Here is a 26,688-nt window from a genome sequence, read left to right on the forward strand (position 1 = left end):
GGTGATCCTTCAGTGTGATGGGGTGCCGCCATGAGGAAAAGCATCGCTTCGGTTTCGCTGTCGCTGGCCTCCCTGGCTTGTCACTCCGACAAGCCCGAAGAGCAGGTCCGGAAGGCCTTCGAGGCCTGCCGCGCCGCCGTGGAGGCCGGGGATGCCGCCGCCGCGACCGCCCCCCTGGATGCCGCCTTCCGCGGCCCCGAGGGCATGGACAAGGCCATGGCCCGGGCCTTCCTCCTGGGCACCTTCCGCCAGGAGCGGGTCGGCGTCACCGTGATGCAGAACCAGGTCGCCGTGAAGGGAAACGACGCCTTCCAGGAGGTGGACCTGGTCCTCACCGGGCGCAGCGGCGGCCTCCTGCCGCAGGACGCCTCCCGCCGAAGCTTCCGGCTGCACTGGCGGGAGGCGGGAGGGGACTGGCGGTTGCTCGGGATCCAGGAACGCTGAGCGTCAGGAGCCCAGGTAGCTCATGAACTCCTGGTGCAGCTCCAGCGGCAGGCGATAGGCGCGCTCCTCGTCGATCACCAGCTGGGCGCACCGGGGAACCCCCCGCAGGGTCGAGGCCGGGAGACCCCGGTCGCGGGCCCGGCGCAGGCACTGCATCATCGCGTCCAGCTGCCCCAGCCGGTAGAGGGTGACCAGGAGGAGGGCGTGAGCTCCCGCATTGCCGGGATCGATCTCGAGGGCTTGGGTCAGCTGGCGGCGGGTGGTCTCGAGAACATCCCGCCGGACCTCGGCGCGGCCCTGGGAGGCGTCCGTGCTTCTGGGAGCCTCGCGGCCGCTCTCACGGGCGGCTGGGGCGGGGGAAGCCTCCGTCCCCGGAGCTCCCGGGGCCCGCGGCGCCGGAGGTCGGGGAATCGGCAGGCCCCGGGGAGGCGTCGGCGGAGCCGGTACCCATCCGGACGCGGGGCGCCGGACCTGGTGGGCCTGGGTGGGGCGCTCCTGATCCCAGCGCCAGGCGGGATCCTTGGCCGAACGCAGCACGACCGCCAGATCCTCCGCCGTCTGGAAGCGGTTCGCCGGATCCTTCGCCAGGGCGCGATTCAGGATGCCCTGCACATCCCGGCTGATGCCCCGGCAGGCCTGCTGGGACAGCAGGGGGGGCGTCTCGTGGAGCAACCGGTAGATCACCGCGCCGGGGCTGGGGCCGTCGAAGGGCGGCACGCCGGCCAGGGCCTCGAACAGGATCACGCCCACCGCGAAGAGGTCGCTGCGGGGATCCGAGCGGCCGCTCTGAAGGTACTCCGGCGCCATGTAGTTTACGGTCCCGAACACCGTGCCCTCGTCCGTGGCATCCGAGTTGAAGACCTTGGCCACGCCGAAGTCCAGCACCTTGGCCTGGAGGTTCTTCCCGTCCCAGACCACGCGGATGTTCGAGGGCTTGATGTCCCGGTGGAGCACCTTCTGGCGATGGGCCACGGCAAGGCCATCGCAGACCTGGGCCAGCACCTCGAGCGCGTCCTGGGGGGTGATGGTGCCGGCCCGGATGAGCGTGCCCAGGTCCTCCCCCTTCACCAGCTCCATGGCGAGGTAGAGCACACCCTGCTCCTCCCCCATTTCGTGGATCGTGACGATGTTCGGGTGGTTCAGCACCCCGGCGGCGCGGGCCTCCATGGCGAAGCGCTCGCGGGCCTCCGGCCCCATGCCTGCCGAGGGATGGATGACCTTGATGGCCACCTCACGGCCGATGATCGGATCCCGGCCCACATACACTTCACCCATGCTTCCCTGGGCGAGCAACCGGACGATTTCGAACTTCCCAAGGCGCGTCAACACGGGGGTTCCAGGACGATGGACCCCCGATCATCGGACGGAGGCGCGGATTCCGTCCAGGGATTTCATGGCGCCATCCCGAGACCCAGCAGCCAGGCCTCGTCCCGCACGGGGATGCCCAGCGCCTCGGCCTTGGCCAGCTTGGATCCCGCCTTCTCCCCGGCCACCAGCACCGTGGTCTTGGGCGAGACGCTGCTCGTGACCTTGGCTCCGAGCTGCTTCAGCAGGCCTTCGGCGTCTTCCCGCGAAAGCGTGGGCAGGGTGCCCGTGACCACCGCGACCTCGCCCGATAGCGGGAGGCCCCCCCGGTCGCGCACCGGCGGGGGCGTGGGCTGCACACCCAGCGAGGCCAGTCGCGTGGGCAGGTCCGGGTGCAGCGCCGCGAAGACCCGCAAGGCCGCGGCCACCTTGGGTCCCACCTCCTCCACGGCCTGCAGGCGGCCCTCCTCCTCGGCCCACAGCGCCCCCAGGGAAGGGTAAGCCTCGGCCAGCAGCTCTGCCGTCCGGGCACCCACCATGGGAATCCCCAGGGCGTGGATCCAGCGGGCCAGGGGCTTCACCCGGGTGGCGGCGAGGGCCTCCAGGAGGTTCTGCGCGGACTTCTCCGCCATGCGGTCCAGGCCCGAGAGATAGGCCAAGCCGAGCAGAGGCTCGTCCAGCAGGGTCAGGATCTCCCAGGGCTGTTCGAAGCGGCCCGAAGCCACCAGCTGCTCCACCAGAGCCTCCCCCATGCCTTCGATGTCCAGGGCCGACCGCCCGCCGAAGTGGAGCATGCGGGCCGTGAGTTTGGCGGGGCACTCGGGGTTGAGGCAGCGGATGGCGACCTCGGCATCGTCCGCCTTGCCCACCTCGCCTCCGCAGACCGGGCAGGCCGCTGGAATGGTCGGCGCGGGAAGGACCCGATCCTCTTCGCCCGGCACCAGGGCCACCACCTTGGGGATGACCTCCCCACCCTTCTCGATGAACACACGGTGGCCCACCTTCAGCCCGAGGCGCGCCAGCTCGTCGGCATTGTGGAGAGTGGCGCGGCGCACGGTGGAGCCGGCCACTTCGACTGCCTCCAGCTCTGCCACCGGCGTGAGCTTGCCCGTGCGGCCCACCTGCCAGGTGATGCCCAGCACCGTGGTGGTCACCTGCGTCGCGGGGTATTTGAACGCGATGGCCCAGCGCGGCACGCGGTCCGTGGCGCCGAGGCGCCTCTGCACCTCGGGATCGAGGACCTTGAGCACCACGCCATCCGTATCGAAGGGAAGCTTCAAGCGGGCCTCGGCCTGGTCGCCGATGAAAGCCTGCACCGCCTCCAGGCCACCCTCGGCGTGGGCCGGCATCCTGCCGAACCCCCAGGTGGCGAGGCGGGCCATGGCAGAGGCGTGATCTTCCGAATCACCGGCCTCCCGGAGCACCTGCCAGGGCAGGAAGGAGAGGCCGCGGGCCGCCACCTCCCGGCTGTCCAGCAGCTTCATGGTGCCGCTGGCGGCGTTGCGGGGATTGGCGAAGCGGGCCTCGGCCCGCGCGTCCCGCTGGCGGTTCAGCTCCTCCCAGCGCTTGCGGGAAAGGAACACCTCGCCGCGGACGATCAGGCGCTCCGGCGCCTCTGCCGGCAGCGTCAGGGGGATGTCCGCGATGGTGCGGGCATTTTCCGTCACCAGCTCGCCGGTCTCCCCATCCCCGCGGGTCAGTGCCTCCACCAGGACGCGGCCCTCGTAGCGCAGCGACAGGGACAGGCCGTCCACCTTCAGCTCGGCGGCATAGCGCGGCTCGGCCTCCGGCGCCAGCTTCCGCCATTTCAATTCCCATTCCCGCAGCTCGGCTTCGGAGTAGGCATTGTCGAGGCTGAGCATGGGGGTGCCGTGGCGGCGCTTCTCGAAGGCCTCGACCGGCGGCGCACCCACGCGGGTAGTGGGGCTGTTGGGATCGGCCAGATCCGGGTGGGCCTCCTCCAGGGCCCTGAGTTCCCGTTCCAGCGCATCGTACTCCGCGTCGGAGACGCTGGGCTGGTCGAGCACATAGTAGCGGTGCCGGTGCGTCCGCACCTGGTCCGCCAAGTCCTTCATGCGCCTCTGCAGGTCCATCACTTCACCCTCGATCGATGCAGGATGCCCATGATCAGACCCAGGGCCAGAAAGAAACTCAAGGTGCTGCTGCCGCCCGCGCTGAAGAAGGGCAGCACCATGCCCTTGTTGGGCAGGGCTCCCGCCACCATGCCCACATTCACCATCAAGTGCAGGGCGAAGATGCCGGCGGCCCCGGCGCAGAAGTAGGCCTCGGCGTTCGAGTGCGCGGCCTTGGCGGCGTCGAGAATCCGGCTGAGCAGCAGGCCGAACAGCCCCAGGACGATGAGCACGCCGATGAAGCCCCGCTCCTCAGCCCACACGCTGAAGGCGAAGTCCGTGGTCTTCACCGGGAGGAAGTTCAGCTGCGTCTGGGACCCGCTGGTGAAGCCCTTCCCGATGAGCCCACCGGCACCGATGGCGATGCGGCTCTGGTTCACCTGATAGCCCTTGCCCTGAAGATCGCTGGAAGGATCCAGGAAGATCATCACCCGCTGCTTCTGGTAAGGCTTGAGGGCGACCTTCCAGGCGCCGAAGCCGCCCACGACGATCAGCAGCAGGAGCCCCGCCACCCAGCGGGCCCGCAGCCCCTTCATCAGAGGGATGATCAGCAGGATCGGCAGGAAGCTGAGGGCCATGCCAAGGTCGGGCTGGCGCTGGATGAGCAGCATGGGGAAGACCACCAGGCCCACCGCGCCGAACAGCTCCAGCCGGCCCACCGAATCCACCGGGCGGGAGCCCAGCCGCTGCGACACATAGAGCAGCGTCACCCACTTCATCAGCTCGGAAGGCTGGAAGGTCTGACCGGCGATGACGAACCACCGGGTGGCGCCGCCGATCTTCTTGCCCACCACCAGCACCGCCGCCAGGGCCACGAGGCCAAGCAGGTAGGCGAGGAAGCTGTAGCGGAAGATCCGGCGGGGGTAGGTGTTGGCCAGCAGCAGCATGAGCAGCATGCCCATGAGGTTCCAGAGCATCTGCTTGAGCCAGATGCCCGCCTGGGGCGTGTTCCGGCCCGCCGAGAACAGCGTCAGCGTGCCCAGCAGCGTGAGGGCCAGGATCACCCACAGCAGGCGCGGGTCCAGGGCACGCAGACGCTCCTTCATTCCGCCCCCTCGGCCGCGGGCGCGGCCGGCGTCGCCGCCGGAGCGAAGGGATCCACCATGCGGCCCCGCGGCGGCGGCAGGGGGTTGCTGAGGCGATCCATGAACCAGTACTTCACGAGCTTCGCCGCGATGGGGGCGGCGGCCGTGGAGCCGAAACCGGCATTCTCCACCACCACCGCGAAGGCGATCTGCGGGCGGTCCGCGGGCGCGTACCCCGCGAAGAGGGCGTGGTCCTTGAACTTCTTCGCCTGCCGCGCGTAGTGGGCCTTGTCGACGAAGGTGGCCACCTGGGCCGTGCCGGTCTTCCCCGAGAAGGGAATCAGCTTGGCGATCTCACGGATGAAGGGGTTGGCGCCGGCTGTCCCTCCCTGCACCACCTCGCGGAGCCCCTCGTCGAGCACGGCCCAGTGCTTCGGGTCCAAGGGAGTGTCCTTGAAGGGGGGCGGAGCCGCGGGCTCCAGCGCATTCGTCTGGTCTCCGCGGAAACCGTAGAACAGATGCGGGGTGACGAGCTTGCCCCGGGTACCCAGGAGCGCGTAGAACCGTGCCAGGCCGATGGGCGTCACGCCCACGGCCCCCTGGCCGATGCCCACGCTGATGGTCTCGCCTGCATACCACTTGGGGTCTTTGGGCACGGCTTTGCGCTTCCAGGCCCGGCTCGGGATGCGGGTCCGCTTCTCCCGGGGCAGGTCGATGCCCGTGCGCTCGGTCAGCCCGTACTTCTCCGCCGTGGCGTAGATGTCGTCGATGTCCATGCGGGAGGCCAACTCGTAGAAATAGACATCGCAGCTCTGGGCGATGGCCTGCACCATGGAGAGGCTGCCGTGACCCGTGGGCTTGTCGCAGCGGAAGTCTCGGCCGTAGTAGTTCTTCTTGCCCGCGCAGTAGACCGCCGTCTGGGGTGTGGCGATGCCCTTCTCCAGCGCCGCCAGGGCCACCAGCAGCTTAAAAGTGGAGCCCGGCGCGTAGATGCCCTGGATGGCCCGGTTCACCATGGGACGCGTGGGGTTGTTCAGGTAGCGATCCACCATGTCCTGGCTGAGCCGGTTGAGGAACAGGTTCGGGTCGTACGAGGGGCTGGAGTACATCGCCAGGATGCCCCCATCCCGCAGGTCCAGCACCACGGCGGCACCGGCCTCCTCGCCATAGGCCTCCTGCATGATCTTCTGGAGACCCGCATCCAGCGTGAGGAAGAGGCTCCGGCCCGCCGTGGCGTCCTCCTGGCCGAAATTCGCCACTTCCGTGCCGAGCTGATCGACCAGGATCCGCTTCTGGCCGTCCACGCCCTTCAGCCGGTCATTGCCGCTGGCCTCGAAGCCCTCTTTGCCGATGGTCTCGCCCAGGCGGAAGAGCCCAGGCTTGGCCTTCATCAGCTCCTCATCCACTTCCCCCACATAGCCCAGCGCGTGGCCCGCCAGCTCGTCCCCGAGATACACCCGGCGGGGCGCCACTTCCACGCTGAGGAAGGGGAAGCGGGCGCGGACCCGCTCCGCCAGGGCGATGCCCGCCTCGTCCAGGTTCTCCTTCAGCACCAGGGGCCGTCCCTTGCCGGCGGTGCGGTAGATCTGGATCTTCCGGGCCAGGGCGGCGGGATCCAGCTCCAGCGCCTGGGCCAGGGCTTCCACCACCTCCGGCCGCGCGGGCAGGTCCTCGCGCTGGACCACCAGATGGAGCGCCCGGCGATTGTCCACCAGGCGGTGACCGTTGCGGTCCAGCACCAGGCCACGGGGTGCAGCGATGGGGCGCACCTTCACCGCCTGCTGGAGGGCCAGCTGCTTGAACTCGCCGTGCCGCACCAGCTGCAGCCAGGCGTAGATCAGCACCAACAGGGCCACCAGGCCCCAGGCCAGAGCCTTGAACACGCCCAGGCGCCGGTCCAGGGTCGGGCGCTGCCGGGGGTCCATCAGCGCAGCCGCGGCGAGGGTCCGGCGTGCAGGAGTCGCCAGGTCGCCCAGCCCCACAGAGGCAGGCTCAGGGCTGCCCAAAGCCAACCATAGCCCCAGGGGTGGGGGCCCGCAGCCAGACGCACGGCCCCATGAACCAGGAAGATCTGCAGGACCAGCAGAGAGGCCAGCCGAGCCAGCCAGCCCTTCAGCCCCTCCAGCGGCCAGCGGCCGGCCATCCAGCCAGCCAGGAGCGTCACGCTCAGGTCCGCCCAGGCCGTTCCCCCGAGGTGCGGATACAGCCGCAGGGAGCCTTCAAGAGCCCAGCCTGCGGCGACAGCCCAGAGCACGCCGGTGAGGGGCGAGCCGGCCCGAGGGGCCAGCGCCAACACCAGCATGGCGTGGGCCACGGCCTGCAGCGGCGGGAAGGGTGCGCACAGCACCACCAGCCCCAGGGCGGCGGCGCAGAGCAGGTTCTGGCGGGTGAGGGACGGCTCCGATGGCCTCATGGCGTCCCCCGCTTGCGCTGCGGCTTCTGTTCGGGTGCGACAAAGGGCGGCTGCACCTCCAGCGGCGGCTGGGAGGGCAGGAGCAGCACCAGGGAGGCCCGATCCAGGGGCGCCGAGAGGTTCACCACCACCCGCAACTCCAGGTCGCCTTGGGTCACTTCCGCCACATAGCCCACCAGCAGGCCCCGGGGGAACACCCGGTCCAGCCCCGAAGTGAGCACGGCCTCGCCCACCTGCACCACCTCCTGGTTGCTGATGTAGCGGATCGTGGCGCGGCCCGAGCCCAGCCCCTGAAGCACACCCGTGGCGCGGCTCCGCATGAGCATGACGGCCACCGAGGCATTGGGGGCGTCCGCGGGCAGGATCTTGGACTGCGTCGGGCCCACGGACCAGAGCCGACCCACAATGCCCTCGGGCACCAGCACCCCCTGGTCCGGCACGAGCCCCAGGTCCTGGCCCCGGTCCAGGATCAGACCTCCGAAGGCCGCGGGCCGGGTGCTGAAGATGACGCGCGCGGCCTTCAGTTCGAGGGGGATCTGGCGCTTCAGACCCATCAGGCGCACCGCCTCCTCGGCCTCCATCTGGCGCGGGGCCTCCTGGGCCGCCAAGGTTCGGAGCTGCGCCAGCTCGGCGGTCAGACGGGCATTCTCCGCGCGGGTCTCCGCCAGGTTGCGGGCCGACTCCCACCGTGCGACCCGCCAGGCGTGCCAGCGGGAGGCCAGCCCTTGGGAGGGCCGCGATACCACATCGGCCGCGGTCTTCCAGTGGCGCCCCGGGTTGGGCCCCAGCAGGGCCCAGGCCCCGTGCCCCAGCCAGAGGAGGGCAATGAGGAGACGCTGCCACCCCGTGCGGCTCCATCCCCACTTGGCTGCGCGGACGGGCATGTCAGGGCCCTCCGGCTAGTCGAGGATCTGGATGCGGCGCAAGAGCGGGATGTTCTCCAACAGCAACGCGGTGCCCCGCACCACGGCGGTCTGAGGATCCTCGGCCCGGAAGACCGGCAGGTGGGTTTCCTTGCGCAGCCGCTCGTCCAGCCCCTGGATCAGCGACCCGCCGCCCGTGAGGCAGATGCCGCGGTCGATGAGATCCGCCGCCAGCTGGGGCGGGGTCTCGTTCAGGGCCTTGCGCACCAGGTCGATGATGGCGTTGATGGGCTCGGCCAGAGCTTCGCGGATCTCGGCATCGTTGAGGGTGAGCGTCTTCGGCAGGCCCTCGAACTGGTCCCGGCCGCTCACTTCCATGGTGCGCGTGAGCTCCGAGGGGAAGGCCGAGCCCAGCGTCCACTTCACCTCCTCGGCCGAGGCCTCGGAGATGAGCACATTGTACTTCTCGCGGATGTACTTGATGATGGCCTCGTCCATCTCATCGCCGGCGATGAGGATGGAATCCGAGAAGACCTTGCCGTTGTAGCTGATGACCGCCACATCCGTGGTGCCCCCGCCGATGTCGACGATCATGCAGCCGCGCTTCTCGTTGATGGCCAGCCCGGCGCCGATGGCGGCCACCATGGTCTGGTCCACGATGAAGACCTCGCCGGCCTTGGCGTCGTAGCAGACCTGCTTCACGGCCCGGCGGGCCACCTGGTGGGCCCGCGGCGGCACGCTCACCACGATGCGGGTTCGGGCGATGCCACGGTTCGGCCGGGCCTTGGCGATGAACTGGGCCAACATCTTCTCGGCGGCATCCACCTCGAAGATCATGCCGTCCTTCATGGGCCGGATGGTGCGGACACCCTGGGGGGCCCGGCCCAGCAGCTGCTTGGCCTCGTCCCCGACGGCCTCCACTTCGTGGGTGAGGGTGTTCACCGCCACGATGGAGGGCTCATAGATGACAATGCGGCCAGCCTGCTTGGTATGGATCAGGGTCGAGGCCGTGCCAAGGTCGATGGCAAGGTCCGAATTGAAGATGTTGGACCAGAACTGGCTGGAGAAAATGCTGGCCACTGGCGGCTCCCGGAGAACCTCCTAGGGTGCCATGAACCGGCCCCCCCGGCCACCCGCGGAGAGCTGGCCGGGCCCTAACCCACCCAGCGTCAATGCCGGGCCGCCAGCAGCTCCGCCACGAGCAGATCCCCATCCAGCCGCTGGGGCAGTTCCTTGTGGTAGCCCCGGACCCAGCGCTTCCCGTCCACCAGCACGAACGGGATGGCCCGCTTGCCCGTCTCGGCCTCCAGTTTCTCGGCCGCCCCGGGCTCGGTCTCGATGTCCACCTTGTGATGGGCCACCCCGTGCTCGGCCAGCCAGGCCTCCAGGCGGCGGCAGTCCGGGCACCAGGTGGCCCCGTAGACGGCCAGATCCAGGGCTTCCAGGTCTTCGATTCGGCTCATGGGATCCTCCCGGACCTGTCATTCTGGATCCTTTGATGCTCTTCGGGGAGATTCCATGTCCAAGCTGACCCATCATGCCGCCCTCTTCGCCGGGTCGGCCCTCGCCTTGTCGCTGGCCTTGTCCGTGGGTTGCGGCAAGGGCAAGGCCGACACCAGCCGCGTCATCGCCAATGTCGGCGGCGAGAAGATCACCGAGGCGGAATTCCAGGATGTGGTGAAGACCCTGTCGCCCGATGCCAAGGATGCCCAGACCTTCCTGACCGATCCCGCCGCCCGGGACGAGCGCGCCCAGCTGGCCAGCCGCATTGCCATGTCCAGGGCCATCGCCGTCTACGCCAAGCAGACCGGCCTGGACCAGGAACCCGCCGTGAAGCGCCAGATGGAGCAGCAGCAGGCCAACATCTACTTCCAGGCGCTGATGCAGAAGCGCATGACCAAGGTCGAGCCCACCGACGATCAGCTCCTGGCCTTCTACAAGGAGCGGGTGGCCCTGCTCCAGGCTTCGGGCCGCGCCCAGGGCGTCCCCCCCTTCGAAACCGTGAAGGCCCAGCTGCCGGAGCTCTGGAAGCAGCAGCGCGCCCAGTCCATGAGCCAGGAAGTCCAGAAGGAGATCAAGGCCAAGGTGCCTGTCACCCTGGCTGATGAGTACCGGCCCGCAGGGGAGTAGGAGTCTCCTTCCCACGCAACGAGGCCCCCGATCGGGGGCCTCGTTGCGTGGGAAGCGGCAGTTCAAGGCTTCTCGAGCATGTCCACGAAACCCAGGAGGTCCCTTAGGGCCTTCTTGGCCCCGGCCGCCTGGTGCTTCTGCTGGCTGACCTGGAACCGCTTCAGCGCCTCCTGAATGCCCGCCACGGCCAGGGGATGCTGGCCCTTGTCCTGGTCGATCAGGGGCTTGAAGGCCTCGGCCACCCGGGGCAGCTGGTTCCACTGCCCCGCGTCCACGCCGCACCACGCCAGCATGGTCGCCCGGTCCGCCGCCAGCAGGTCCTGCTGGCGCGACTTCCCCTGGAAGCGGCTCAGTGTGGACGAGATGCCCAGGGCGCCCACCGCCTGCTCCCGGGGCTTCATCGTCTGCATGGCCTTCAGCTGCCGGTCGATGAAGATGAGCTCGGGCTCGGGCATCGTCTTCCGGAGTTCGGGCCGGGCCTTGTCCCATCCGACCTTCGCCTTGGCCACCAACCCGCGCATGGCGCCCGGCTTGCCGTTGATCAGGGCTTCCGGAATGGCTTCCATCAGGTCCTGAACCTGCTCCAGGGCCTGCAGAGTGGCAGGGGCCTGAACCTGGGCCATCAAGGCGGGTGGGGCGATCAACAGCAAGAGCATCGAGAACTCCGAAACGGGAACCCCCAGCTTAATCCCCCCAAGAATCCTCGTGGGGCACGGGTCTGCGCGGATGGACTGCGGACTCGCTTCGCCGGGATGGCCGGCAGGGCGCCGGCATTGAGAGAGGGTCCGATGCTCATTGAGGCCAAATCAAAACCATATAGGAAACTTGAAAGTCATGAATTGACATGAGAAAAAACAATCATCAGGATTGGTTTGCATTTCCCTTTTGCAAGTTCTTGTTTCCATCCACCCAACCACGCGGTCGGCTCGCCGGCGGCTCGATCAAGGAGATCGGTGATGAACAAGTTCTCGATGGCACTGCTGGGCGTCCTTGCCCTGTCGGGTGACGCTGCCTTCGCGGCGGGTCCGCTGCACAACTATCTGATCCTGGCCAAGGGCCGGGGGCCCGGGAGCGCGGACCTGGACGACCTGATGGCCCGCGCGGGAGCCACGGTCACGGGACGGATCCACGACATCGGCGTGGTGCTGGCAGCCTCCGACAACCCGGCGTTCCTGACCATCGTCAGCGCCGATCATCGGGTGCAGCAGGCCGCCGAGGACATCGAGGTGCAGTGGATCAACAACGAGAAGGCCATCGAAGCTTCCGCCTCCGACCTTCAGGCCCTGGGCGTCAACGCAGAGCCTTATTGGGGCTATCAATGGAACCTCCGCCAGATCAAGGCCGATGAGGCGGCGCTCAACGGGGACCGGGGCCACGGGATCAAACGGGCGCGGGTGGCAGTGCTCGATTCCGGGATCTGGAAGGATCATCCAGACATCAGCCCCAATCTGAATTGGGACCTCAGCGCATCCTTCGTTCCCGGGGAGGGCGTGGTCCCGAAGCTGGCAGGCTTCAACCACGGCACCCATGTGGCCGGCATCATCGCCGCCCCCATCAACAACCGCGGGATCCAGGGCGTGGCGCCAGAGGCCGAGATTGTGGCCGTGAAGGTGCTTGGGGAATCCGGAAGCGGATCGTTCTCGTGGCTGATCCAAGGGCTCATGTACGCCTCGGGTCCCCTCGTCCAAGCCGATGTCATCAACATGAGCCTGGGCACCGTGTTCGATCGCATCAACACCGGTGGCGGTGGAGCTGGCCCACTGATCGCCGCCCTCAACCGGGCCATCAACCACGCCACCGCCGCAGGCACCCTGTGTGTCAGCGCCGCGGGCAATGACGGCGTTGATCTCAACAGCCGCCTCTGGTCCATCCCAGCGCAGTCGGGCAACGGCATGGCAATCGCCGCCACCGGACCAAACGGATTGGCCAACTTCGACCGGGCGGCCTCCTACACGAACTTTGGTCAATCCGTGGTGAGCGTGGCCGCCCCAGGCGGCGACTATGTCAACGCCTCGAGCTATCCCTTCGACATGGTGATCAGCCCGGGAAGCGCCACCGGCTACTTTTTCGCCGCTGGAACCTCCATGGCGGCACCGCATGTCTCCGGCGTGGCAGCCCTGATCGTGGGCAAATATGGAAAGCTGCCGCCGGCCGAGCTGAAGCGGAGAATCGAGCAGAGCGCCGAGGACATCCTCGCGCCGGGCGCGGATCCCTATTCGAGCCGGGGTCGCGTGAACGCCCTGGCAGCCGTGCGCTGAACCGAAGCGACGACCCAGCCTCACCGCGGGTTCGGGCTCGGATCCGAATGTGGGACCTTTGCGGGGATTCAACCCCGCAAATATCAGAATCAGGGCATCCCACCGGGCCCTTTGAGGCAGCATCACCGAACATGGAAACGCCCCGAATCGTTGAAAGATCGGGGCGTTTGCTGGTGCCTGGAGACGGAATCGAACCGCCGACACATGGATTTTCAATCCATTGCTCTACCAACTGAGCTACCCAGGCAGGAAGGTCCAGGATATCTGATCGCAGCACTTGCGATGACATCCATAGGCTTTCGATCACGCTCCAATGCCCGATGTGGGGATTTTGTGGGGAATCGTTCCTCCGCCTCTCCCAAAGCGCCTCCGTTGGGAGGACGCAATGGCACGAAGCAAAACCCCGGGGCTCATGAGGCGGAATGGGTCCATCTGGCACTACGACATCCTCGTTGAGGGCATCCGCTATCGCGGAACAACGCATACGGCAGACCTGAAGACCGCCACCTTGTTTCTGAGCCAGCTTCGCCTGGACATCGCACGGGGCAGGCTTGCCCTCAAAGACACCCGCAGGGTGCTCCTGCTAGAAGAGGTCCATCAAGAGTTCCTCGCAGCCAAGACCGCCTCTGCTAGTCCGCTCTACATCACCTCTGCCACCGCGCACTGGCGCGTCTGGATTGCCCCTCGCATGGGCAAGATTCCCGTAGACAAGATCGACGCAGCACTGGTGGACCTGCTCCGCAATGCGCTGCTGGAGGCTGGTAGGTCTCCGGTATTCACCAACAATGTCCTGATCTCCCTGCGGACCCTTCTGAACTTCGCCGTCAAGCGAGGAAGGCTCAGGAAGGCGATCAAGGTGGAGTTGCTGAGGGTCCAGCGAAAGCCCCGCCCAACCGTGCCCGCCAGCCGGGTGCATGAGTTCCTGACTGCCATCGATAACGCCACCAAGAACCCTCATGTGCGGGTGATGGTGAGGGTCATGCTCGGGCTGCATCATCCACTACGGCATGAGCGATCAGAACACCTGGGAGATTATCCGGGATCACTTCAACCCACGATGCCAAGACAAGGACGGCGGGCGCTATCCCTGGCGGAAGGATGAGGTGGCGTGGGCGATAGAGATTGCCCATCAGCCTGGCAGTTACTCGACGCTGGACACGATCCGGGGCGAGGTGGACATCACCAACGCTCTTGCCCATGAGCGTGCCCGTGGCGAGCGAGCCAATGCACGAAGGGTCGCTCGACAAGCCTCCACCCGCAGGAGGGACTACGACAACATCCGAGCCTTCCTCGCCACCTACTACGAACCAGACGGGGCTGCCTGCCTACCCTTCGGTGAACTGCTCGACGCCGTGAACCGTGCCCTGGCGTTCGAGGAGCAACCTCCAGTGACGAAGCAAAGGCTTGGGCGGCTACTGAAGGAAGAAGGCATCCCTTCGGAGCGGGGTGTGGTGATGGGGTTGAAGGTAAGGCTGTGTGAGGAACCAGAGGAGTGCAGAAACACCCTTAGATACCTCGCCTGTCCCTCGGCTCCGTGTCCGCTAAATTACCAAGGGGGAGTATAAATCGATCCGACCCCGTTCCCTTGGTGCATTCCTCAGGGAACGGCTGAAGGCAGCCAGACGCTGCGCGGCGGCTTATTCGGCGGGCGGGTTCGGTTCGTAACTCTGAGTCCCGTCTCCACAGCGGCATCAAGGCTCCTCCGCTAGGAAATCCCCGCCCTGGGTCTCCTCCCACCGACGGAAGGTCGAGATGAAGGTGAACCACCCCCACCCTTCCACCACTCGCCCAGCACGCTCAGGGAAAACCCCTCCCTGGGGTGCCCAATCCTTGCGAACGCTTTGTTCTGACGGGGCTTTAGCTGATGGTCGATGTGGTGAATTTTGTGGGGAATGACACCCTCAGAGGTTAGAATTAGGGGTATCGAAACAGGCTCTTTGAGGTCAGGCGGTCCCAACACCGAAAGACCCCGAAACCGTTGTGGCTTCAGGGTCTCATGAGGTGTTCGATTGGTGCCTGGAGACGGAATCGAACCGCCGACACATGGATTTTCAATCCATTGCTCTACCAACTGAGCTACCCAGGCAGGAAGGTCCAGGATACCAGTCAGGGGCGCATTTTCAAGTGCGGGGAAGGAGGGGATTGGTGCATCCTCTATGGTTCGAGTACTGCTCGGAAGAAGAGGTTCACCATGGCCCGTGTCACCAAAGACCGCGAGATCCAGGTCCAGAAGCCGGCGCAGAGCCTGGCCCACTTCCAGACCAAACTGGGCCAGGGTGAAAAGGAAGACGGCGGCCTGCTGAAGCCCATCCTCATCGGCGCCGTTTCGCTGATCTCCCTCGGCCTGATCTACGGCGCCTGGAGCGCCTACCGGACCCAGGCCGCCGAAAAGCACGAGGCCGCCCTGTCCGCCCTCCAGATGGAAGTCGAGGGCGATGGCATCACCCCCCTGCCCCCTGCCGAGGTGGAGAAGCGCATGCGCGAACGCCTCGGCCGCCTGGAAACCCTGGTGGCGGAGGCCCCCTCCTCCCGCAAGGCTGCCTCGGCGGGCCTGCTGGCCACCTGGCGCCTGGCTCTGGACGGCAAGGCCCCCGCGCCGGCAACCGCCGACGATGCCTGGACGCACATCCGCCTGGCCCAGCGGGCCATTGCCCTGGGCCAGGCCCCCGCTGCCCGGCTCCAGCTCGACCCCCTGCGCGCCAAGGCCCAGCCCAGCGAGCCCTGGGCCGAGGCATTCTGGTCCAGCCAGCTGGAAACCGATCGTCTCGCCGGGGACCGCGCTCAGGCCCTGAAGGATCTGACGGAATACAAGACCCGTTTCAAGGGCCGCGGGGACGCGGACGCCATGGAGCGCCTGGTCCAGAGCATCTGACGCGAACCACGAGAGGGGGCATCCCATGCGGATGTACGACCTGATCTACACCAAGAAGCTGGGCGGAGCCCTGTCGCAGGAGCAGATCGCCTTCTGGGTGAAGGGCGCGGCCGATGGAAGCATCGCCGACGAACAGAGCGCCTCCCTCCTCATGGCCATCTGCTGGCGGGGCATGACCACCGAGGAGACCCTGGCCCTCACCCTGGCCATGCGTGATTCCGGCATCCGGATGGACCTGTCGGCCGTGCCCGGCATCAAGGTGGACAAGCACAGCACCGGCGGTGTCGGCGACAAGACCACCCTGATCCTCGGCCCCATCGTGGCCGCCTGCGGCGTGCCCTGCCCCATGTTCAGCGGGCGCGGGCTGGGTCACACCGGCGGCACCATCGACAAATTTGCCGCCATTCCCGGCCTCAAGGTCGAACTCACCGACGCGGAGTTCATCCGAAGCCTGCGGGAGACCCGCTTCGCCAACTCCGCCCCCACCGGCGACATCGCCCCCGCGGACAAGAAGCTCTACGCGCTGCGGGATGTGACGGCCACGGTCGAGAGCATTCCCCTCATCACCGCCAGCATCATGTCCAAGAAGCTGGCGGGCGGCGCCGATGCGCTGGTGCTCGATGTGAAGTGCGGGGCCACCGCCTTCATGAAGACCCTCGACGATGCCCGCACCCTGGCCCGGAGCATGGTGGATGTCGGCACGGCCCACGGCATGCAGATCCGCGCCCTCATCACCCGCATGGACGCACCCCTGGGCTGGGCCATCGGCAACGCGCTGGAAGTCATGGAGTCCGTGGAGATCCTCCGCGGCGAGCACGCCGAATCCGAATTGGCCCAGATGAGCTTCCGGCTGGCCGCCGAGATGCTGATCATGGGCGGCGCCGCCCGGACCCTGCCCGAGGCCCAAGCCAAGGTCCAGGCCAGCATCCAGGACGGCTCCGCCCTGGAGACGCTGCGACGGTTCGTGGCCCTCAATGGGGGTGACGCCACGGCCCTGGATGACTTCAGGCGCCTGCCCCAGCCTGGCCAGACCGTGGAGGTCCGGGCCGATCGGGACGGGTACATCTCGGCCATCGACGGACGGGCCCTCGGGCTCCTCGCCATGGATCTCGGCGCCGGCCGGAGGGATCGCCACGATATTCTCGACCTCGGGGTTGGCATTCGAGTACAGGTCGCCGTCGGACAAAAAGTAGCCAAGGGCGATCCCCTGTTCCAGGTTCTTACCAAAGCGAATCAGATCGTTAAGCCGGAATTATACCTGTCAACCCTTGTGTGGACGCAGGAACCACCCGCTCCGACCTCCTGGCTCCTGGACGCCATCGGCTGCTGAGTCGCCCGCTTTAGAGGCGGGGCGAGTGCGCCGCCCAGACGGATGGTTCCCAACTTTTTCAGGGAATCGGGAATTCACACCCCGACTCTGGTAAGGTTACCTCCCAGTTCCCTTCGATCTTGATCCATAGAGTTCAGCCCAGCCTCAGATGCCAAGCGCTTCTGGAGGGCTGCATTAGCCCGATACCAGGCTGGAAATTTGTTTTTTCTCGGGATCTCCCCTTCAATCCCGACCTTTTGGAGGATGCGATGCATCTGCTCAACAACCGCCTGGGCCGCCTGACGGCCCTCATCGCCTTGGGTGGTGCGGCCTTGTACTCACAGGGCACCCAGACCGCCAATGTCACCGGCACGGTGGTGGATGCCGCGGGCGCCCCCCTCGCCGGCGTCGTCGTGCGCCTCACCTCCCCCGCCCTGCAGGGCGTGCGCAGCTACACGACGGATGCCTCGGGCAAGTTCATCGCCCGCCTGCTGCCTCCGGGCTTCTACACCATCCAGTACACCAAGGAAGGCCTGGAGACCCGCAAGATCACCGAGCAGCTGGGCATCGACCAGACCTTCAGCCCCAAGGTCACCCTCAGCAAGGCGGGCGGTGCCGTGGTGGAAGTGGTCGCGGCCGCTCCCGCCGTCGACAAGACCGACATCAAGACCGCCAGCAACTATCGTGCTGACGCCATCGACCTGCTGCCCAACGGCCGCACGATGGAAGGCGTGGCCCTCCTCACCCCCGGTGTCACCGTCGGCGTGGGCGGCCGCGTGCAGATCCGCGGCGCCATGACCTCCGGCAACCTCTACCTGCTGGACGGCCAGAACATCGAGGACAATGTCTACAACAACCGCGGCGTCCGCACCATCGACGACTCCATCGAAGAGACCCAGGTCGTCACGGGCGCCATGTCCGCCGAGTACGGCGATGTGGATGGCGGCGTCATCAACTCCATCACCCGCTCGGGCAGCAACGAGTTCTCCGGCTCCCTCCGCTGGGAGCTGAGCAACGCCGCCTGGAACGCCACGGCCCCCCTGCAGAGCCGCACGGCCATCAACAATGTCCTGAACGAGACGAAGACCCTGTTCGTGAGCGGCCCCATCCTCAAGGACAAGCTCTGGTTCGCGGCCTCCTTCTTCAAGACCGACTCCTCCACTTCGGGCGCCATCTCCTACAACCAGGTGGATGTCAACAACCTCTGGCCCGTGGGCACCAACCTGAACGGCCCCGAGGGCCTGAACGCCGGCTACACCGCCAACACCAAGGAAATCCGCCGCCAGGCCAAGCTGACCTGGGCCGTGAACCAGGATCACACGGTCATCGCCTCGTTCATGAACGCGGCCATCAACGACATCAACCGCAACTACTCCGCCGCGGAGCTCCGCGCCCTGGTGCCCCAGCTCAGCACCTCCGAGTTCCTCAATGTGTCCTGGCGCTCGGCCTGGACCGGGAACTTCACCTCTGAAGTGCGCGTGGGCAACAAGAAGCAGAACCTCTCCGCCGGCGGCTCCGCCAACGGCCAGAGCCCCTTCTACACCTACGGCATCGGCGGCTACAGCAACAACGGCATCTTCAATAACACGGATGGCGGCGACCAGCGCGACAACCAGACCCTGAACATCAAGGGCAGCCTCTTCTGGAACGGCGCCGGAAGCCACCAGACCGACTTCGGCATCGACTACTACCAGGGCAAGCGCCAGGCCAAGAACGAACAGTCCCCCACCGGCTACACCGTCGGCGTCCGGGGTCTCAACCTGAACACCCGCCAGGCCTTCGGCACCGACATCTGGGAATGGCGCAGCGGCAGCGGCTCGGCCAAGAACGAATCCGACGGCATCTATGTCAACGACCGTTGGAGCCTCGACCAGCACTGGAACTTCCAGCTGGGCGTGCGCTGGGACCGCTACAACGCCAAGGATGAGAGCGGCAGCTCCACCGCAGGCGCCAGCGGCTTCTCGCCCCGCCTGGGCGTGAAATACGACCTCAACGGCGACAGCAAGCACATCTTCGGCGCCAGCTTCGCCCGCTACAACGCCAAGGTGCTGGAAGGCATCACCACGCGGGTGACCAGCCAGGGCAACCCCACCGAGATCGACCACGCCTACATCGGCGCGCCCGGCCCCCAGTCCCTGACCTACCTGCAGGACCTCTCCCACTACGACTTCAGCGCCGCGGGCATCACCTACTACAACGACCCCAAGCTGAATGTCCGGCTCGGCGCCAACATGAAGGCGCCCACGGTGGATGAGGCCCAGATCAGCTACGCCTACTCCTTCAACTACGGCTCCAATGGCGACGGCTATGTGCGGATCACCGGCGTCACCAAGAACTGGAAGAACCTCATCGACTACAGCGTCGGCAACAACGGCACCGTCACCAACCCCCTCGGCGCCGTGATCTATGTCCGCACCTGGGACAACCACTCCGACACCGTCCGCAAGTACAAGGGCCTGGAAATCGAGGGCAACTACAACATCAACCAGTGGAGCATCGTGGGCAGCACCACCTGGAGCTCCCTCAAGGGCAACTACGAGGGTGAAGGCACCAGCAGCCCCGGCGCCGGCGCCGGCCTGAACTCCTTCAATGTCCAGAACGGCGTCGCCCTCTACGACAACAAGTGGACGACCCCCGAAGGCTACCTCTCCACCCATGTGCCCATCCGCATGCGCTGGACCGCCAGCCGCGTCTTCAACAACGAGTTCGGCAAGACCTCGGTCGGCTTGGTCTACCGCTTCGATTCCGGCGCCCACTACAGCAACACCCGCACCATCACTCCCGCCCGCCTCGCCGGCCCGACCATCTCGAGCCAGTTCGGCACCTCGGCCACCCAGTACATGGACCAGACGCGCGGCGCCGGCGTCTTCCCCACCCAGACCTACCTGGATCTGGCCATCACCCACGACTTCCCCCTCTTCAAGGTGGGAAGCAAGGCTGTGACCGCCTTCGGGAAGGTCGTCATCGGCAATGTGTTCAACCACCAGCAGCTCGCCAGCTGGAACACCAGCTGGAGCGCGGCCACGGGCACCTTCAACACCCCCACGGGTGGCTTGAACTCCCCCTGGGTCCGCTCCGCCGCCTTCGGGACTTCTCCTGCCTACACCTACTACGGCACCCCCCGTACCATTACCGCCTCCGCCGGCTTCCGCTTCTAAGCGACCCGGTACCCATGCCAAGACGAGGCCCGCAAGGGCCTCGTCTTGCGTTTGCAGTCAAGGACGCCCCATCCAGGTCCCCGTCAGCCTCGATGGCCACGCCCGGGGCGCTTCAACCCGTCCCTCCTGGCGTAGACTGGCTTTCCGGGGGCCGGAAGCAGCCCTCGCAAGCCGATGTTGCCCCAGACAATGATTCGCGAATGCTACATCTGAGGGGATAGTTCCCGGAATTTTCGGCCACCCGAGAATTTCCCCGCCCGTTCTGCTAATGTTACGCGACTGTCCCATTCGATCTTTTCCAGCTTCAATCCAAGAACCGCCACCCACCCCCACCCCTGGTCGTGGATTTGCCTACATCTTTTGATTGAGGCACTGCTTTTTTTACCTCGGGGCTTCCCGCATTCGGGCCCCCGACTTTCTGGAGGATGCTATGCATCTCTTGAACAACCGCCTGGGCCGTCTGACGGCCCTCATCGCCCTGGGCGGGGCAGCGCTGTATTCGCAGGGCACCCAGACCGCCAATGTCACGGGCTCGGTGCAGGACGCCGCTGGCGCCCCCATTGCCGGCGCCACCGTCCGTCTGACCTCCCCTGCCCTGCAGGGCGTCCGCACCTACAGCACGGATGCCTCGGGCAAGTTCATCGCCCGCCTGCTGCCTCCCGGTTTCTACACCATCGATGTGACCAAGGAGGGCATGGACGCCCGCAAGATCACCCAGCAGCTCGGCATCGACCAGACCTTCAGCCCCAAGATCACCCTCGCCAAGAGCGGTGGCGCCGTGGTTGAAGTGATCGCGGCCGCTCCCGCCGTCGACAAGACGGATGTCAAGACCGCCACCAACTTCCGCAACGACACCGTCGATCTGCTCCCCAACGCCCGCACGATGGAAGGCGTCGCCCTCCTCACCCCCGGCGTCACCTCCGGCGTGGGCGGTCGCGTGCAGATCCGCGGCGCCATGACCTCCGGCAACCTCTACCTGCTGGACGGCCAGAATGTGGCCGACAACGCCTACAACAACCGCGGCGTCCGCACCATCGATGACGCCATCGAAGAGACCCAGGTCGTCACCGGTGCCATGTCCGCTGAATACGGCGATGTGGAAGGCGGCGTCATCAACTCGATCACCCGCTCCGGCAGCAACGAATTCTCCGGCTCCCTGCGCTGGGAACTCGGCAATCCCTCCTGGAACGCCACCCAGCCCTACCAGAACCGCGCTGCCCTGAACAATGTTCTCAACGAAGAGAAGACCATCTTCCTGAGCGGCCCCATCCTCAAGGACAAGCTCTGGTTCGCGGCCTCCTTCTTCAAGACGGACCGGTCGACGGCCGGGACCATTTCCGCGAACATCACGGACGCCTTCGGTGTCGGTGGCACTGCCAACAACCCGGCCAACGGCCTCGGTGCCGGCTATGTCGCCCAGACCAAGGAAATCCGCCGTCAGGCCAAGCTGACCTGGTCCGTGAACCAGGACCACACGGTCATCGCCTCCTTCATGAACGCCCGCATCGACGACACCAACCGGAACTACTCCGCTGGTGAGCTGCTCTCCCTGGTGCCGCAGGTCAGCACCTCCGAGTTCGCGAATGTCGCCTGGCGCGCGGCCTGGAGCAGCAACTTCACCACCGATACCCGCATCGGCCGCAAGAAGCAGAACCTCTCCGCCGGCGGCGCCGCCAACGGCCAGAGCCCCTTCTACCTCGTGGACAACGGCTTCTTCTACAACAACGGCATCTTCAACAACACCGACGGCGGCGATCAGCGCGACAACAAGACGCTGAACTTCAAGGCCAGCCTGTTCTGGAATGCCGCCGGCAGCCACCAGACCGACTTCGGCGTCGACTACTACGAGGGCACCCGCACGGCCAAGAATGAGCAGACCCCCACGGGCTACATCATCGAAGTCATCGGCATGAACCTCGTCAACCGCACCGCCTGGGGTTCCGCCATCTGGGCCTACCAGAGCGGCTCCGGCTCGGCCAAGAACGACTCCTACGGCCTCTATGTGAATGACAAGTGGAGCCTCGACCAGCACTGGAACTTCCAGCTGGGCCTGCGCTACGACAAGTATGAAGCCAAGAACGAGGGCGGCACCAAGACCGCCGGCGCCGACGGCCTCTCGCCCCGCCTGGGCACCAAGTACGACATCTTCGGCGACAGCAAGCACATCGTGGGCGCCAGCTTCGCCCGCTACAACGCCAAGGTGCTCGAGGGCATCACCAACTCGGTCACCAGCCAGGGCAACCCGACTGAGATCGACTACGCCTACATTGGCGCCTCCGGCCCGCAGAGCTTCGCCAGCCTGCAGAATCTGGCCAACTACGACATGACCTCCGCCGGCATCGTCTACTACAACGATCCCAAGCTGAATGTCCGCCTCAGCGACAAGCTCAAGGCCCCCACGGTCGATGAGTTCCAGCTGAACTACGCCTACAGCTTCAACTTCGCCGGCATCGGCGACGGCTATGTGAAGGTCACTGCGGTCTCCAAGAAGTGGAAGAACCTCATCGACTACAGCATCGGCAACATGGGCACCGTGAACGATCCCACGGGCACACCCATCTACCTCAATGTCTGGGATAACAACCCGGATGCCGAGCGCAAGTACAAGGGCCTGGAAATCGAAGGCAACTTCAACCGCAACCAGTGGAACTTCGGTGGCAATGTCACCTGGAGCGAGCTGAAGGGCAACTACGAGGGTGAGGGCACCAGCACCCCCGCCCGCGGTGAAGGCATCAACCGCTTCAATGTGCAGGACGGCGTGACCCTCTACAACAACCAGGACACGGCCCCCTACGGCTACCTGACGGGCCACAACCCCCTCCGCATGCGCCTGACCGGCAACCGCACCAGCAACAACCAGTGGGGCAAGACCTCCGTGGGCCTCGTCTACCGCTTCGATTCCGGCGCCCACTACAGCAACACGCGTAGCATCTCCCGTGCGCGCCTGGGCGGCCCCACCATTTCCTCGCAGTTCGGCACCAACGGTACCCAGTACATGGATCAGACCCGCGGCGCGGGCGTCTACAACGCCCAGGCCTACCTGGATCTGGCCGTCACCCACGACTTCCCGCTCTTCAAGGTGGCCGGCAAGGATGTGACCGCCTTCGGGAAGATCGTCATCGGCAATGTGTTCAACCACCAGCAGCAGGTTCTCTTCGGCACCGCCTACGCGGCCGCCACGGGCACCTACGGCACCCCCACCGGTGGCGTGAACTCCCCCTGGGTGCGCTCCAGCACCTTCGGTACGGACCTGAAGTCGGCCTCCACTTACGGCACGGCCCGCACCATCACTGCTTCCGCCGGTTTCCGCTTCTAAGCGCTCCGGTACTAAGAAAAGAGGCCCGAAAGGGCCTCTTTTCTTATGTACCCCCGGAAGGGGCCGGCCCATAAAGCCTCATCATTCGAGGCATCTTGTTCATGACTAGGATGAAATTGTTTGTAAACTCCGGGGAACCTGCCCTATTCTTTCGACACTTCCCCGTTCTTTGGCTGGCCATCTCAATTCCCAACGCGTCGCTACAGCAAGGTTGCTGTAGCGACATTTGTATTTCCGCCTTCCATCCCGTTCTGCGCGGCCTTGCCGCCTTATTTCCAAAGGAGTCTCTATGAATCGAGTCCTCAGTCGGCTCGGCTTTACCGCCGCCGCCATCGTCGCGGGAGGCGGCATCGTCGCGCATGCGCAGACGGCCACCACCGGCGCGGTGTCAGGCATTGTCACCGACAAGGGCGGCGCACCTCTGTCCGGCGCCACGGTACGCCTGAGCTCCTCTCAGACCTCCCGCACCTACATCACCGGCACGGACGGCAGCTTCCGCATGGGCCTCCTGAACCCCGGCGCCTGGACCGTCGAGGTCACCAAGGGCGGCTTCCAGAAGATCACCCAGAACATCTCCGTCCTGGTGAACCAGACCCAGCCCGTGACTTTCAAGATGGCGGGCGAAGCGGCCACCGTGGTCGAGGTGCTCGGCACCACGACGACCGTGGACACCACCACCACCCAGACCGGCCTCACCACCTCCATGGACACCCTGTCCGCGATCCCCAAGGGCCGCGACATGAGCTCCATCGCCTTCCTGGCCCCCGGTGTGGTGGCGGGCGGGTTCGCCGGCCGCAATGACCCGTCCATCGGCGGCGGTTCCGGTGCGGAGAACGCCTACATCGTGGATGGCCTGTCCACCACGAACTCCAGCCGCGGCTTCCAGGGCACCCAGCTCGTCACGGACTTCATCGATCAGGTGGAAATCCAGACCGGCGGCTTCAAGCCCGAGTTCAGCGCCCTGGGCGGCGTGTTCAACGCCGTGACCAAGTCCGGCACCAACGAGATCAAGGGCTCCACCTGGCTGACCTGGGACGCCATCGGCATCCAGGCCGTCGCCAAGAAGAGCCAGTATGCCCAGCCCACCACCCAGAATGTGAACAGCCGCTACGACATCGGCGCCGAAATCGGCGGCCCCATCATCAAGGACAAGCTGTTCTTCTTCGCCGGCGTGGACGCCAATGTCACCGAGGCGCCCAGCGGCCAGCCGAACAATACCGGATCGCGGGACGGCGACCGCAAGATCAACGCCCTCCAGGCCCTGGCCAAGATCAACTGGTACATCACCCAGGACCACCAGCTGACCTTCGCGGCCAACCTCAACGACACCAAGGACGACTACCCCACCCGTCGGCCCGTCACGGGCGATGCGAACACGGGCTACACCGACAAGAACACCGTCCAGAACTTCGTCATCAACTATGACTGGACCATCTCCCCGGCCCTGTTCTTCAGCGCCAAGCTCGGCTCCACCGAGTTCAAGGATGACTACTCCCCCGCCGACGCGACCCACATCGCGGTGACGGACAACATGTACTTCCAGCCCGGCGGCCCCGGCGGCGCCACGCGCCCCGACCTCGCGGGCCAGGCCTTCCGCTCCGGCGGCGCAGGCTACACCCCCACCCTCGACAAGGTGGCCACCACCCAGTTCCGTGCCGACCTGAGCTGGTTCCTCGGCACCCACAACATGAAGTTCGGCGTGTCGCAGGTGGAATCCAAGTACACCGAGATCGCCTCCACCTCCGGCGGCGAGCGCGTCACCATCCGCGCCACCGCGGGCGGGGCCTTCAACGGCGTGGACCGTCAGTTCCTCAGCACCAACGCCACCGTGAAGGCCATCTTCACCGCCTTCTATGCCCAGGACACCTGGGATGTCGGCAACGGCCTCAAGCTGATGTATGGCGCCCGCTACGAGATCCAGGACCAGCGCGACCTGCACGACAAGAGCTTCATGAAGTTCAGCAACTTCAATGACCAGCTCCAGCCCCGCCTGGGCTTCACCTACGATGTGAACCAGGACGGCAAGACGAAGGTTTCCGGCAGCTACGCCCGGTACTTCGAATCCATCCCCCAGCGCATGGCCATCCGCGTCTATGCGAATGAGGTCTACCTCCGCTACCGCTACAGCACCGCCCGGTCCACCTACAACCCGGCCACCGGCGCCTACGCGATCACCAACCCGACGCCCAGCAGCATCACGGACTTCGCGACGCCCTTCAGCTTCGATCCCATCGCGGAAAACATCAAGCTGCCCCAGCGCAACGAGTACACCCTGGGTCTCGACCACACCTTCGCCAGCGGCTGGACCGCGGGCGTCCACGCCAAGTACCGCGAGCTGAAGAACCCCATGGAAGACATGGTGTTCACCGACAACGCCGGCAATCCCTACGATGAGGGTCCGACCCTCTCCTACTCCGGCGGCCTGCCCACCGGCGGCGCCGGCGCGGCGGTCATCGGCAACCCCGGTGCCTTCCAGCAGTGGCGCCCCAACCCCGCCAGCATGACCCTCTACCTCCTGGGTCTGGGCGCCTCCAATCCCAATGGCTACGGGTACAACAACTACGGCATCAACATGCTGCAGTACTACAACCCCGCCACCGGGCTCTTCACCGTGCAGAACACCGGCTTCACCAAGGCCGGCAACAAGTACTCCAGCGTGGACTTCACCCTGGATAAGAAGACCGACCGCGATGTCTTCAGCTTCAGCTACACCTGGAGCCGCCTGGAAGGCAACTACGAGGGCGTGGTCTCCAGCTCCAACGGCCAGGCGGACGGCAACATCACCGCCTCCTTCGACTACTACCCCTATGTGGGCTACGGCCTGCTGCCCAATGACCGCACCCATGTGGTCAAGCTCTTCGCCAGCCACCGCTTCGACTTCTTCGGCGGCGATCTGAATGTGGGCGCCAACTGGACCTACCAGAGCGGCACCCCCGTCAGTCTCTTCGACGACGGCTCCACGAGCGAAGGCAATGCCCCCGGCAGCGGCAGCTCCCTGGACATCGGCGGCTACGGCAACGCGGTGCCCGCCCACGGCCAGCTGGGCCAGTACGGCCGCACGCCCGCCCTCAACAATGTGGATCTGCACCTCGATTGGACCTACAAGATCGGCAAGAAGTACAAGCTGATCCCCAGCGTGGACATGTTCAACGCGTTCAACACCCGCTACGCCACTGGCGTGTTCGAGCAGGCCACCGACCAGAGCGGAACCGCCGCGGTCAACTACGGCCAGGCCAACAACTGGCAGATCGGCCGTCGCTACCGGTTCGGCCTGAAGTTCCAGTTCTAACCGGAACGCAGGTTGCAGAAGAAACGGGCCCGCAAGGGCCCGTTTTCATGTCTGGACCCGAGCGAACCTTGCGGGTCCGGAAGACACGCTAAAGGCACTTGAGGGAAATAAGGGCCCGGACTCATTCCATGACCCGGCCCGTATCGCTGGCTTCGATCTCGCAGGCATCGCGAT

At 66.0% G+C, this 26,688-nt stretch carries 18 protein-coding genes and 2 tRNA genes; 9 read left to right on the top strand and 11 right to left on the bottom strand.

Annotation, left to right across the window (positions count from 1 at the left end; all coding sequences use genetic code 11):
- Positions 1 to 30 precede the first annotated feature (30 nt).
- Positions 31 to 444 (top strand): hypothetical protein, encoded by a 414-nt coding sequence (locus tag QZ647_RS13860; protein WP_291272729.1) that lies wholly within the window; start codon positions 31 to 33, stop codon positions 442 to 444.
- A gap of 3 nt (positions 445 to 447) precedes the next feature.
- On the opposite strand, the gene QZ647_RS13865 is transcribed toward QZ647_RS13860, so the two are convergent.
- From QZ647_RS13865 to QZ647_RS13900, 8 genes are all read right to left on the bottom strand, one after another.
- Positions 448 to 1,773, bottom strand: a complete 1,326-nt coding sequence (locus tag QZ647_RS13865) for a serine/threonine-protein kinase (protein ID WP_291272730.1) — start codon at positions 1,771 to 1,773, stop codon at positions 448 to 450.
- Positions 1,774 to 1,835: 62 nt separating this feature from the next.
- Positions 1,836 to 3,842, bottom strand: a complete 2,007-nt coding sequence (gene ligA / locus QZ647_RS13870; RefSeq protein ID WP_291272731.1) for an NAD-dependent DNA ligase LigA — start codon at positions 3,840 to 3,842, stop codon at positions 1,836 to 1,838.
- A complete protein-coding gene (gene rodA / locus QZ647_RS13875) occupies positions 3,842 to 4,927 on the bottom strand; it encodes a rod shape-determining protein RodA (RefSeq protein WP_291272732.1) in 1,086 nt (361 codons plus the stop codon). Before rodA ends, ligA begins: the two co-directional genes overlap by 1 nt.
- Entirely contained in the window at positions 4,924 to 6,831 is a 1,908-nt protein-coding gene (mrdA, locus tag QZ647_RS13880) for a penicillin-binding protein 2 (RefSeq protein ID WP_291272733.1), read from the bottom strand. Before mrdA ends, rodA begins: the two co-directional genes overlap by 4 nt.
- Positions 6,831 to 7,319: a hypothetical protein gene (locus QZ647_RS13885; RefSeq protein WP_291272734.1), complete on the bottom strand. Its 489-nt coding sequence runs from the start codon at positions 7,317 to 7,319 to the stop codon at positions 6,831 to 6,833. The genes mrdA and QZ647_RS13885 overlap by 1 nt, the downstream gene beginning before the upstream one ends.
- Positions 7,316 to 8,203, bottom strand: coding sequence for a rod shape-determining protein MreC (gene mreC, locus QZ647_RS13890; RefSeq protein ID WP_291272735.1), 888 nt, complete (start codon positions 8,201 to 8,203; stop codon positions 7,316 to 7,318). The genes QZ647_RS13885 and mreC overlap by 4 nt, the downstream gene beginning before the upstream one ends.
- A gap of 15 nt (positions 8,204 to 8,218) precedes the next feature.
- Positions 8,219 to 9,262, bottom strand: a complete 1,044-nt coding sequence (locus tag QZ647_RS13895; protein ID WP_286354710.1) for a rod shape-determining protein — start codon at positions 9,260 to 9,262, stop codon at positions 8,219 to 8,221.
- Between the two features lie 89 nt (positions 9,263 to 9,351).
- On the bottom strand, positions 9,352 to 9,645 hold the full coding sequence (locus tag QZ647_RS13900) for a glutaredoxin family protein (RefSeq protein WP_291272736.1): 294 nt from the start codon (positions 9,643 to 9,645) through the stop codon (positions 9,352 to 9,354).
- A gap of 55 nt (positions 9,646 to 9,700) precedes the next feature.
- On the opposite strand from QZ647_RS13900, the gene QZ647_RS13905 reads away from it, so the two are divergent.
- Positions 9,701 to 10,312 (top strand): SurA N-terminal domain-containing protein, encoded by a 612-nt coding sequence (locus tag QZ647_RS13905; protein ID WP_291272737.1) that lies wholly within the window; start codon positions 9,701 to 9,703, stop codon positions 10,310 to 10,312.
- 62 nt (positions 10,313 to 10,374) lie between these two features.
- Here the strand turns inward: QZ647_RS13905 and QZ647_RS13910 are convergent, their stop codons facing one another.
- Complete coding sequence (locus tag QZ647_RS13910) at positions 10,375 to 10,968, bottom strand: hypothetical protein (protein WP_291272738.1); 594 nt, start codon at positions 10,966 to 10,968, stop codon at positions 10,375 to 10,377.
- Between the two features lie 300 nt (positions 10,969 to 11,268).
- Between QZ647_RS13910 and QZ647_RS13915 the strand changes: the two genes are divergently transcribed.
- On the top strand, positions 11,269 to 12,570 hold the full coding sequence (locus tag QZ647_RS13915) for a S8 family serine peptidase (RefSeq protein WP_291272739.1): 1,302 nt from the start codon (positions 11,269 to 11,271) through the stop codon (positions 12,568 to 12,570).
- A gap of 171 nt (positions 12,571 to 12,741) precedes the next feature.
- Here QZ647_RS13915 and QZ647_RS13920 read toward each other — a convergent pair.
- A tRNA-Phe gene (locus tag QZ647_RS13920) sits at positions 12,742 to 12,817 on the bottom strand.
- 138 nt (positions 12,818 to 12,955) lie between these two features.
- On the opposite strand from QZ647_RS13920, the gene QZ647_RS13925 reads away from it, so the two are divergent.
- Positions 12,956 to 13,672, top strand: a complete 717-nt coding sequence (locus QZ647_RS13925; RefSeq protein ID WP_291272740.1) for a hypothetical protein — start codon at positions 12,956 to 12,958, stop codon at positions 13,670 to 13,672.
- A 908-nt stretch (positions 13,673 to 14,580) separates the two neighbouring features.
- Here QZ647_RS13925 and QZ647_RS13930 read toward each other — a convergent pair.
- A tRNA-Phe gene (locus QZ647_RS13930) sits at positions 14,581 to 14,656 on the bottom strand.
- Between the two features lie 105 nt (positions 14,657 to 14,761).
- Here QZ647_RS13930 and QZ647_RS13935 point away from each other — a divergent pair.
- The 5 genes from QZ647_RS13935 to QZ647_RS13955 all read left to right on the top strand — a co-directional run bounded on the left by QZ647_RS13935 (position 14,762) and on the right by QZ647_RS13955 (position 26,514).
- Complete coding sequence (locus tag QZ647_RS13935; protein WP_291272741.1) at positions 14,762 to 15,442, top strand: hypothetical protein; 681 nt, start codon at positions 14,762 to 14,764, stop codon at positions 15,440 to 15,442.
- Between the two features lie 25 nt (positions 15,443 to 15,467).
- Positions 15,468 to 16,772 (top strand): thymidine phosphorylase, encoded by a 1,305-nt coding sequence (locus tag QZ647_RS13940; RefSeq protein ID WP_291272742.1) that lies wholly within the window; start codon positions 15,468 to 15,470, stop codon positions 16,770 to 16,772.
- 248 nt (positions 16,773 to 17,020) lie between these two features.
- Positions 17,021 to 19,909 carry a TonB-dependent receptor gene (locus QZ647_RS13945; protein ID WP_291272743.1) on the top strand — a complete coding sequence of 963 codons (2,889 nt, stop codon included), beginning with the start codon at positions 17,021 to 17,023 and terminating at the stop codon, positions 19,907 to 19,909.
- Positions 19,910 to 20,339: 430 nt separating this feature from the next.
- Positions 20,340 to 23,225, top strand: a complete 2,886-nt coding sequence (locus QZ647_RS13950) for a TonB-dependent receptor (protein ID WP_291272744.1) — start codon at positions 20,340 to 20,342, stop codon at positions 23,223 to 23,225.
- Positions 23,226 to 23,514: 289 nt separating this feature from the next.
- The gene (locus tag QZ647_RS13955; protein WP_291272745.1) at positions 23,515 to 26,514 is read left to right on the top strand and encodes a TonB-dependent receptor; all 3,000 of its coding nucleotides are present in this window, start codon (positions 23,515 to 23,517) and stop codon (positions 26,512 to 26,514) included.
- Positions 26,515 to 26,688 lie beyond the last annotated feature (174 nt).

It is taken from the genome of Geothrix sp. (assembly GCF_020622065.1).
Classification (GTDB): domain Bacteria; phylum Acidobacteriota; class Holophagae; order Holophagales; family Holophagaceae; genus Geothrix.

Excerpts from the sequence above, each read along its gene's own strand:
- QZ647_RS13915 (WP_291272739.1), top strand. The coding sequence starts at position 11,269 with ATGAACAAGTTCTCGATGGCACTGCTGGGCGTCCTTGCCCTGTCGGGT.
- ligA (WP_291272731.1), bottom strand. The coding sequence starts at position 3,842 with ATGGACCTGCAGAGGCGCATGAAGGACTTGGCGGACCAGGTGCGGACG.
- QZ647_RS13905 (WP_291272737.1), top strand. The coding sequence starts at position 9,701 with ATGTCCAAGCTGACCCATCATGCCGCCCTCTTCGCCGGGTCGGCCCTC.
- QZ647_RS13950 (WP_291272744.1), top strand. The coding sequence starts at position 20,340 with ATGCATCTCTTGAACAACCGCCTGGGCCGTCTGACGGCCCTCATCGCC.
- QZ647_RS13910 (WP_291272738.1), bottom strand. The coding sequence starts at position 10,968 with ATGCTCTTGCTGTTGATCGCCCCACCCGCCTTGATGGCCCAGGTTCAG.
- mreC (WP_291272735.1), bottom strand. The coding sequence starts at position 8,203 with ATGCCCGTCCGCGCAGCCAAGTGGGGATGGAGCCGCACGGGGTGGCAG.
- QZ647_RS13945 (WP_291272743.1), top strand. The coding sequence starts at position 17,021 with ATGCATCTGCTCAACAACCGCCTGGGCCGCCTGACGGCCCTCATCGCC.
- QZ647_RS13900 (WP_291272736.1), bottom strand. The coding sequence starts at position 9,645 with ATGAGCCGAATCGAAGACCTGGAAGCCCTGGATCTGGCCGTCTACGGG.
- QZ647_RS13925 (WP_291272740.1), top strand. The coding sequence starts at position 12,956 with ATGGCACGAAGCAAAACCCCGGGGCTCATGAGGCGGAATGGGTCCATC.
- QZ647_RS13940 (WP_291272742.1), top strand. The coding sequence starts at position 15,468 with ATGCGGATGTACGACCTGATCTACACCAAGAAGCTGGGCGGAGCCCTG.
- QZ647_RS13885 (WP_291272734.1), bottom strand. The coding sequence starts at position 7,319 with ATGAGGCCATCGGAGCCGTCCCTCACCCGCCAGAACCTGCTCTGCGCC.
- mrdA (WP_291272733.1), bottom strand. The coding sequence starts at position 6,831 with ATGGACCCCCGGCAGCGCCCGACCCTGGACCGGCGCCTGGGCGTGTTC.
- QZ647_RS13860 (WP_291272729.1), top strand. The coding sequence starts at position 31 with ATGAGGAAAAGCATCGCTTCGGTTTCGCTGTCGCTGGCCTCCCTGGCT.
- rodA (WP_291272732.1), bottom strand. The coding sequence starts at position 4,927 with ATGAAGGAGCGTCTGCGTGCCCTGGACCCGCGCCTGCTGTGGGTGATC.
- QZ647_RS13935 (WP_291272741.1), top strand. The coding sequence starts at position 14,762 with ATGGCCCGTGTCACCAAAGACCGCGAGATCCAGGTCCAGAAGCCGGCG.
- QZ647_RS13955 (WP_291272745.1), top strand. The coding sequence starts at position 23,515 with ATGAATCGAGTCCTCAGTCGGCTCGGCTTTACCGCCGCCGCCATCGTC.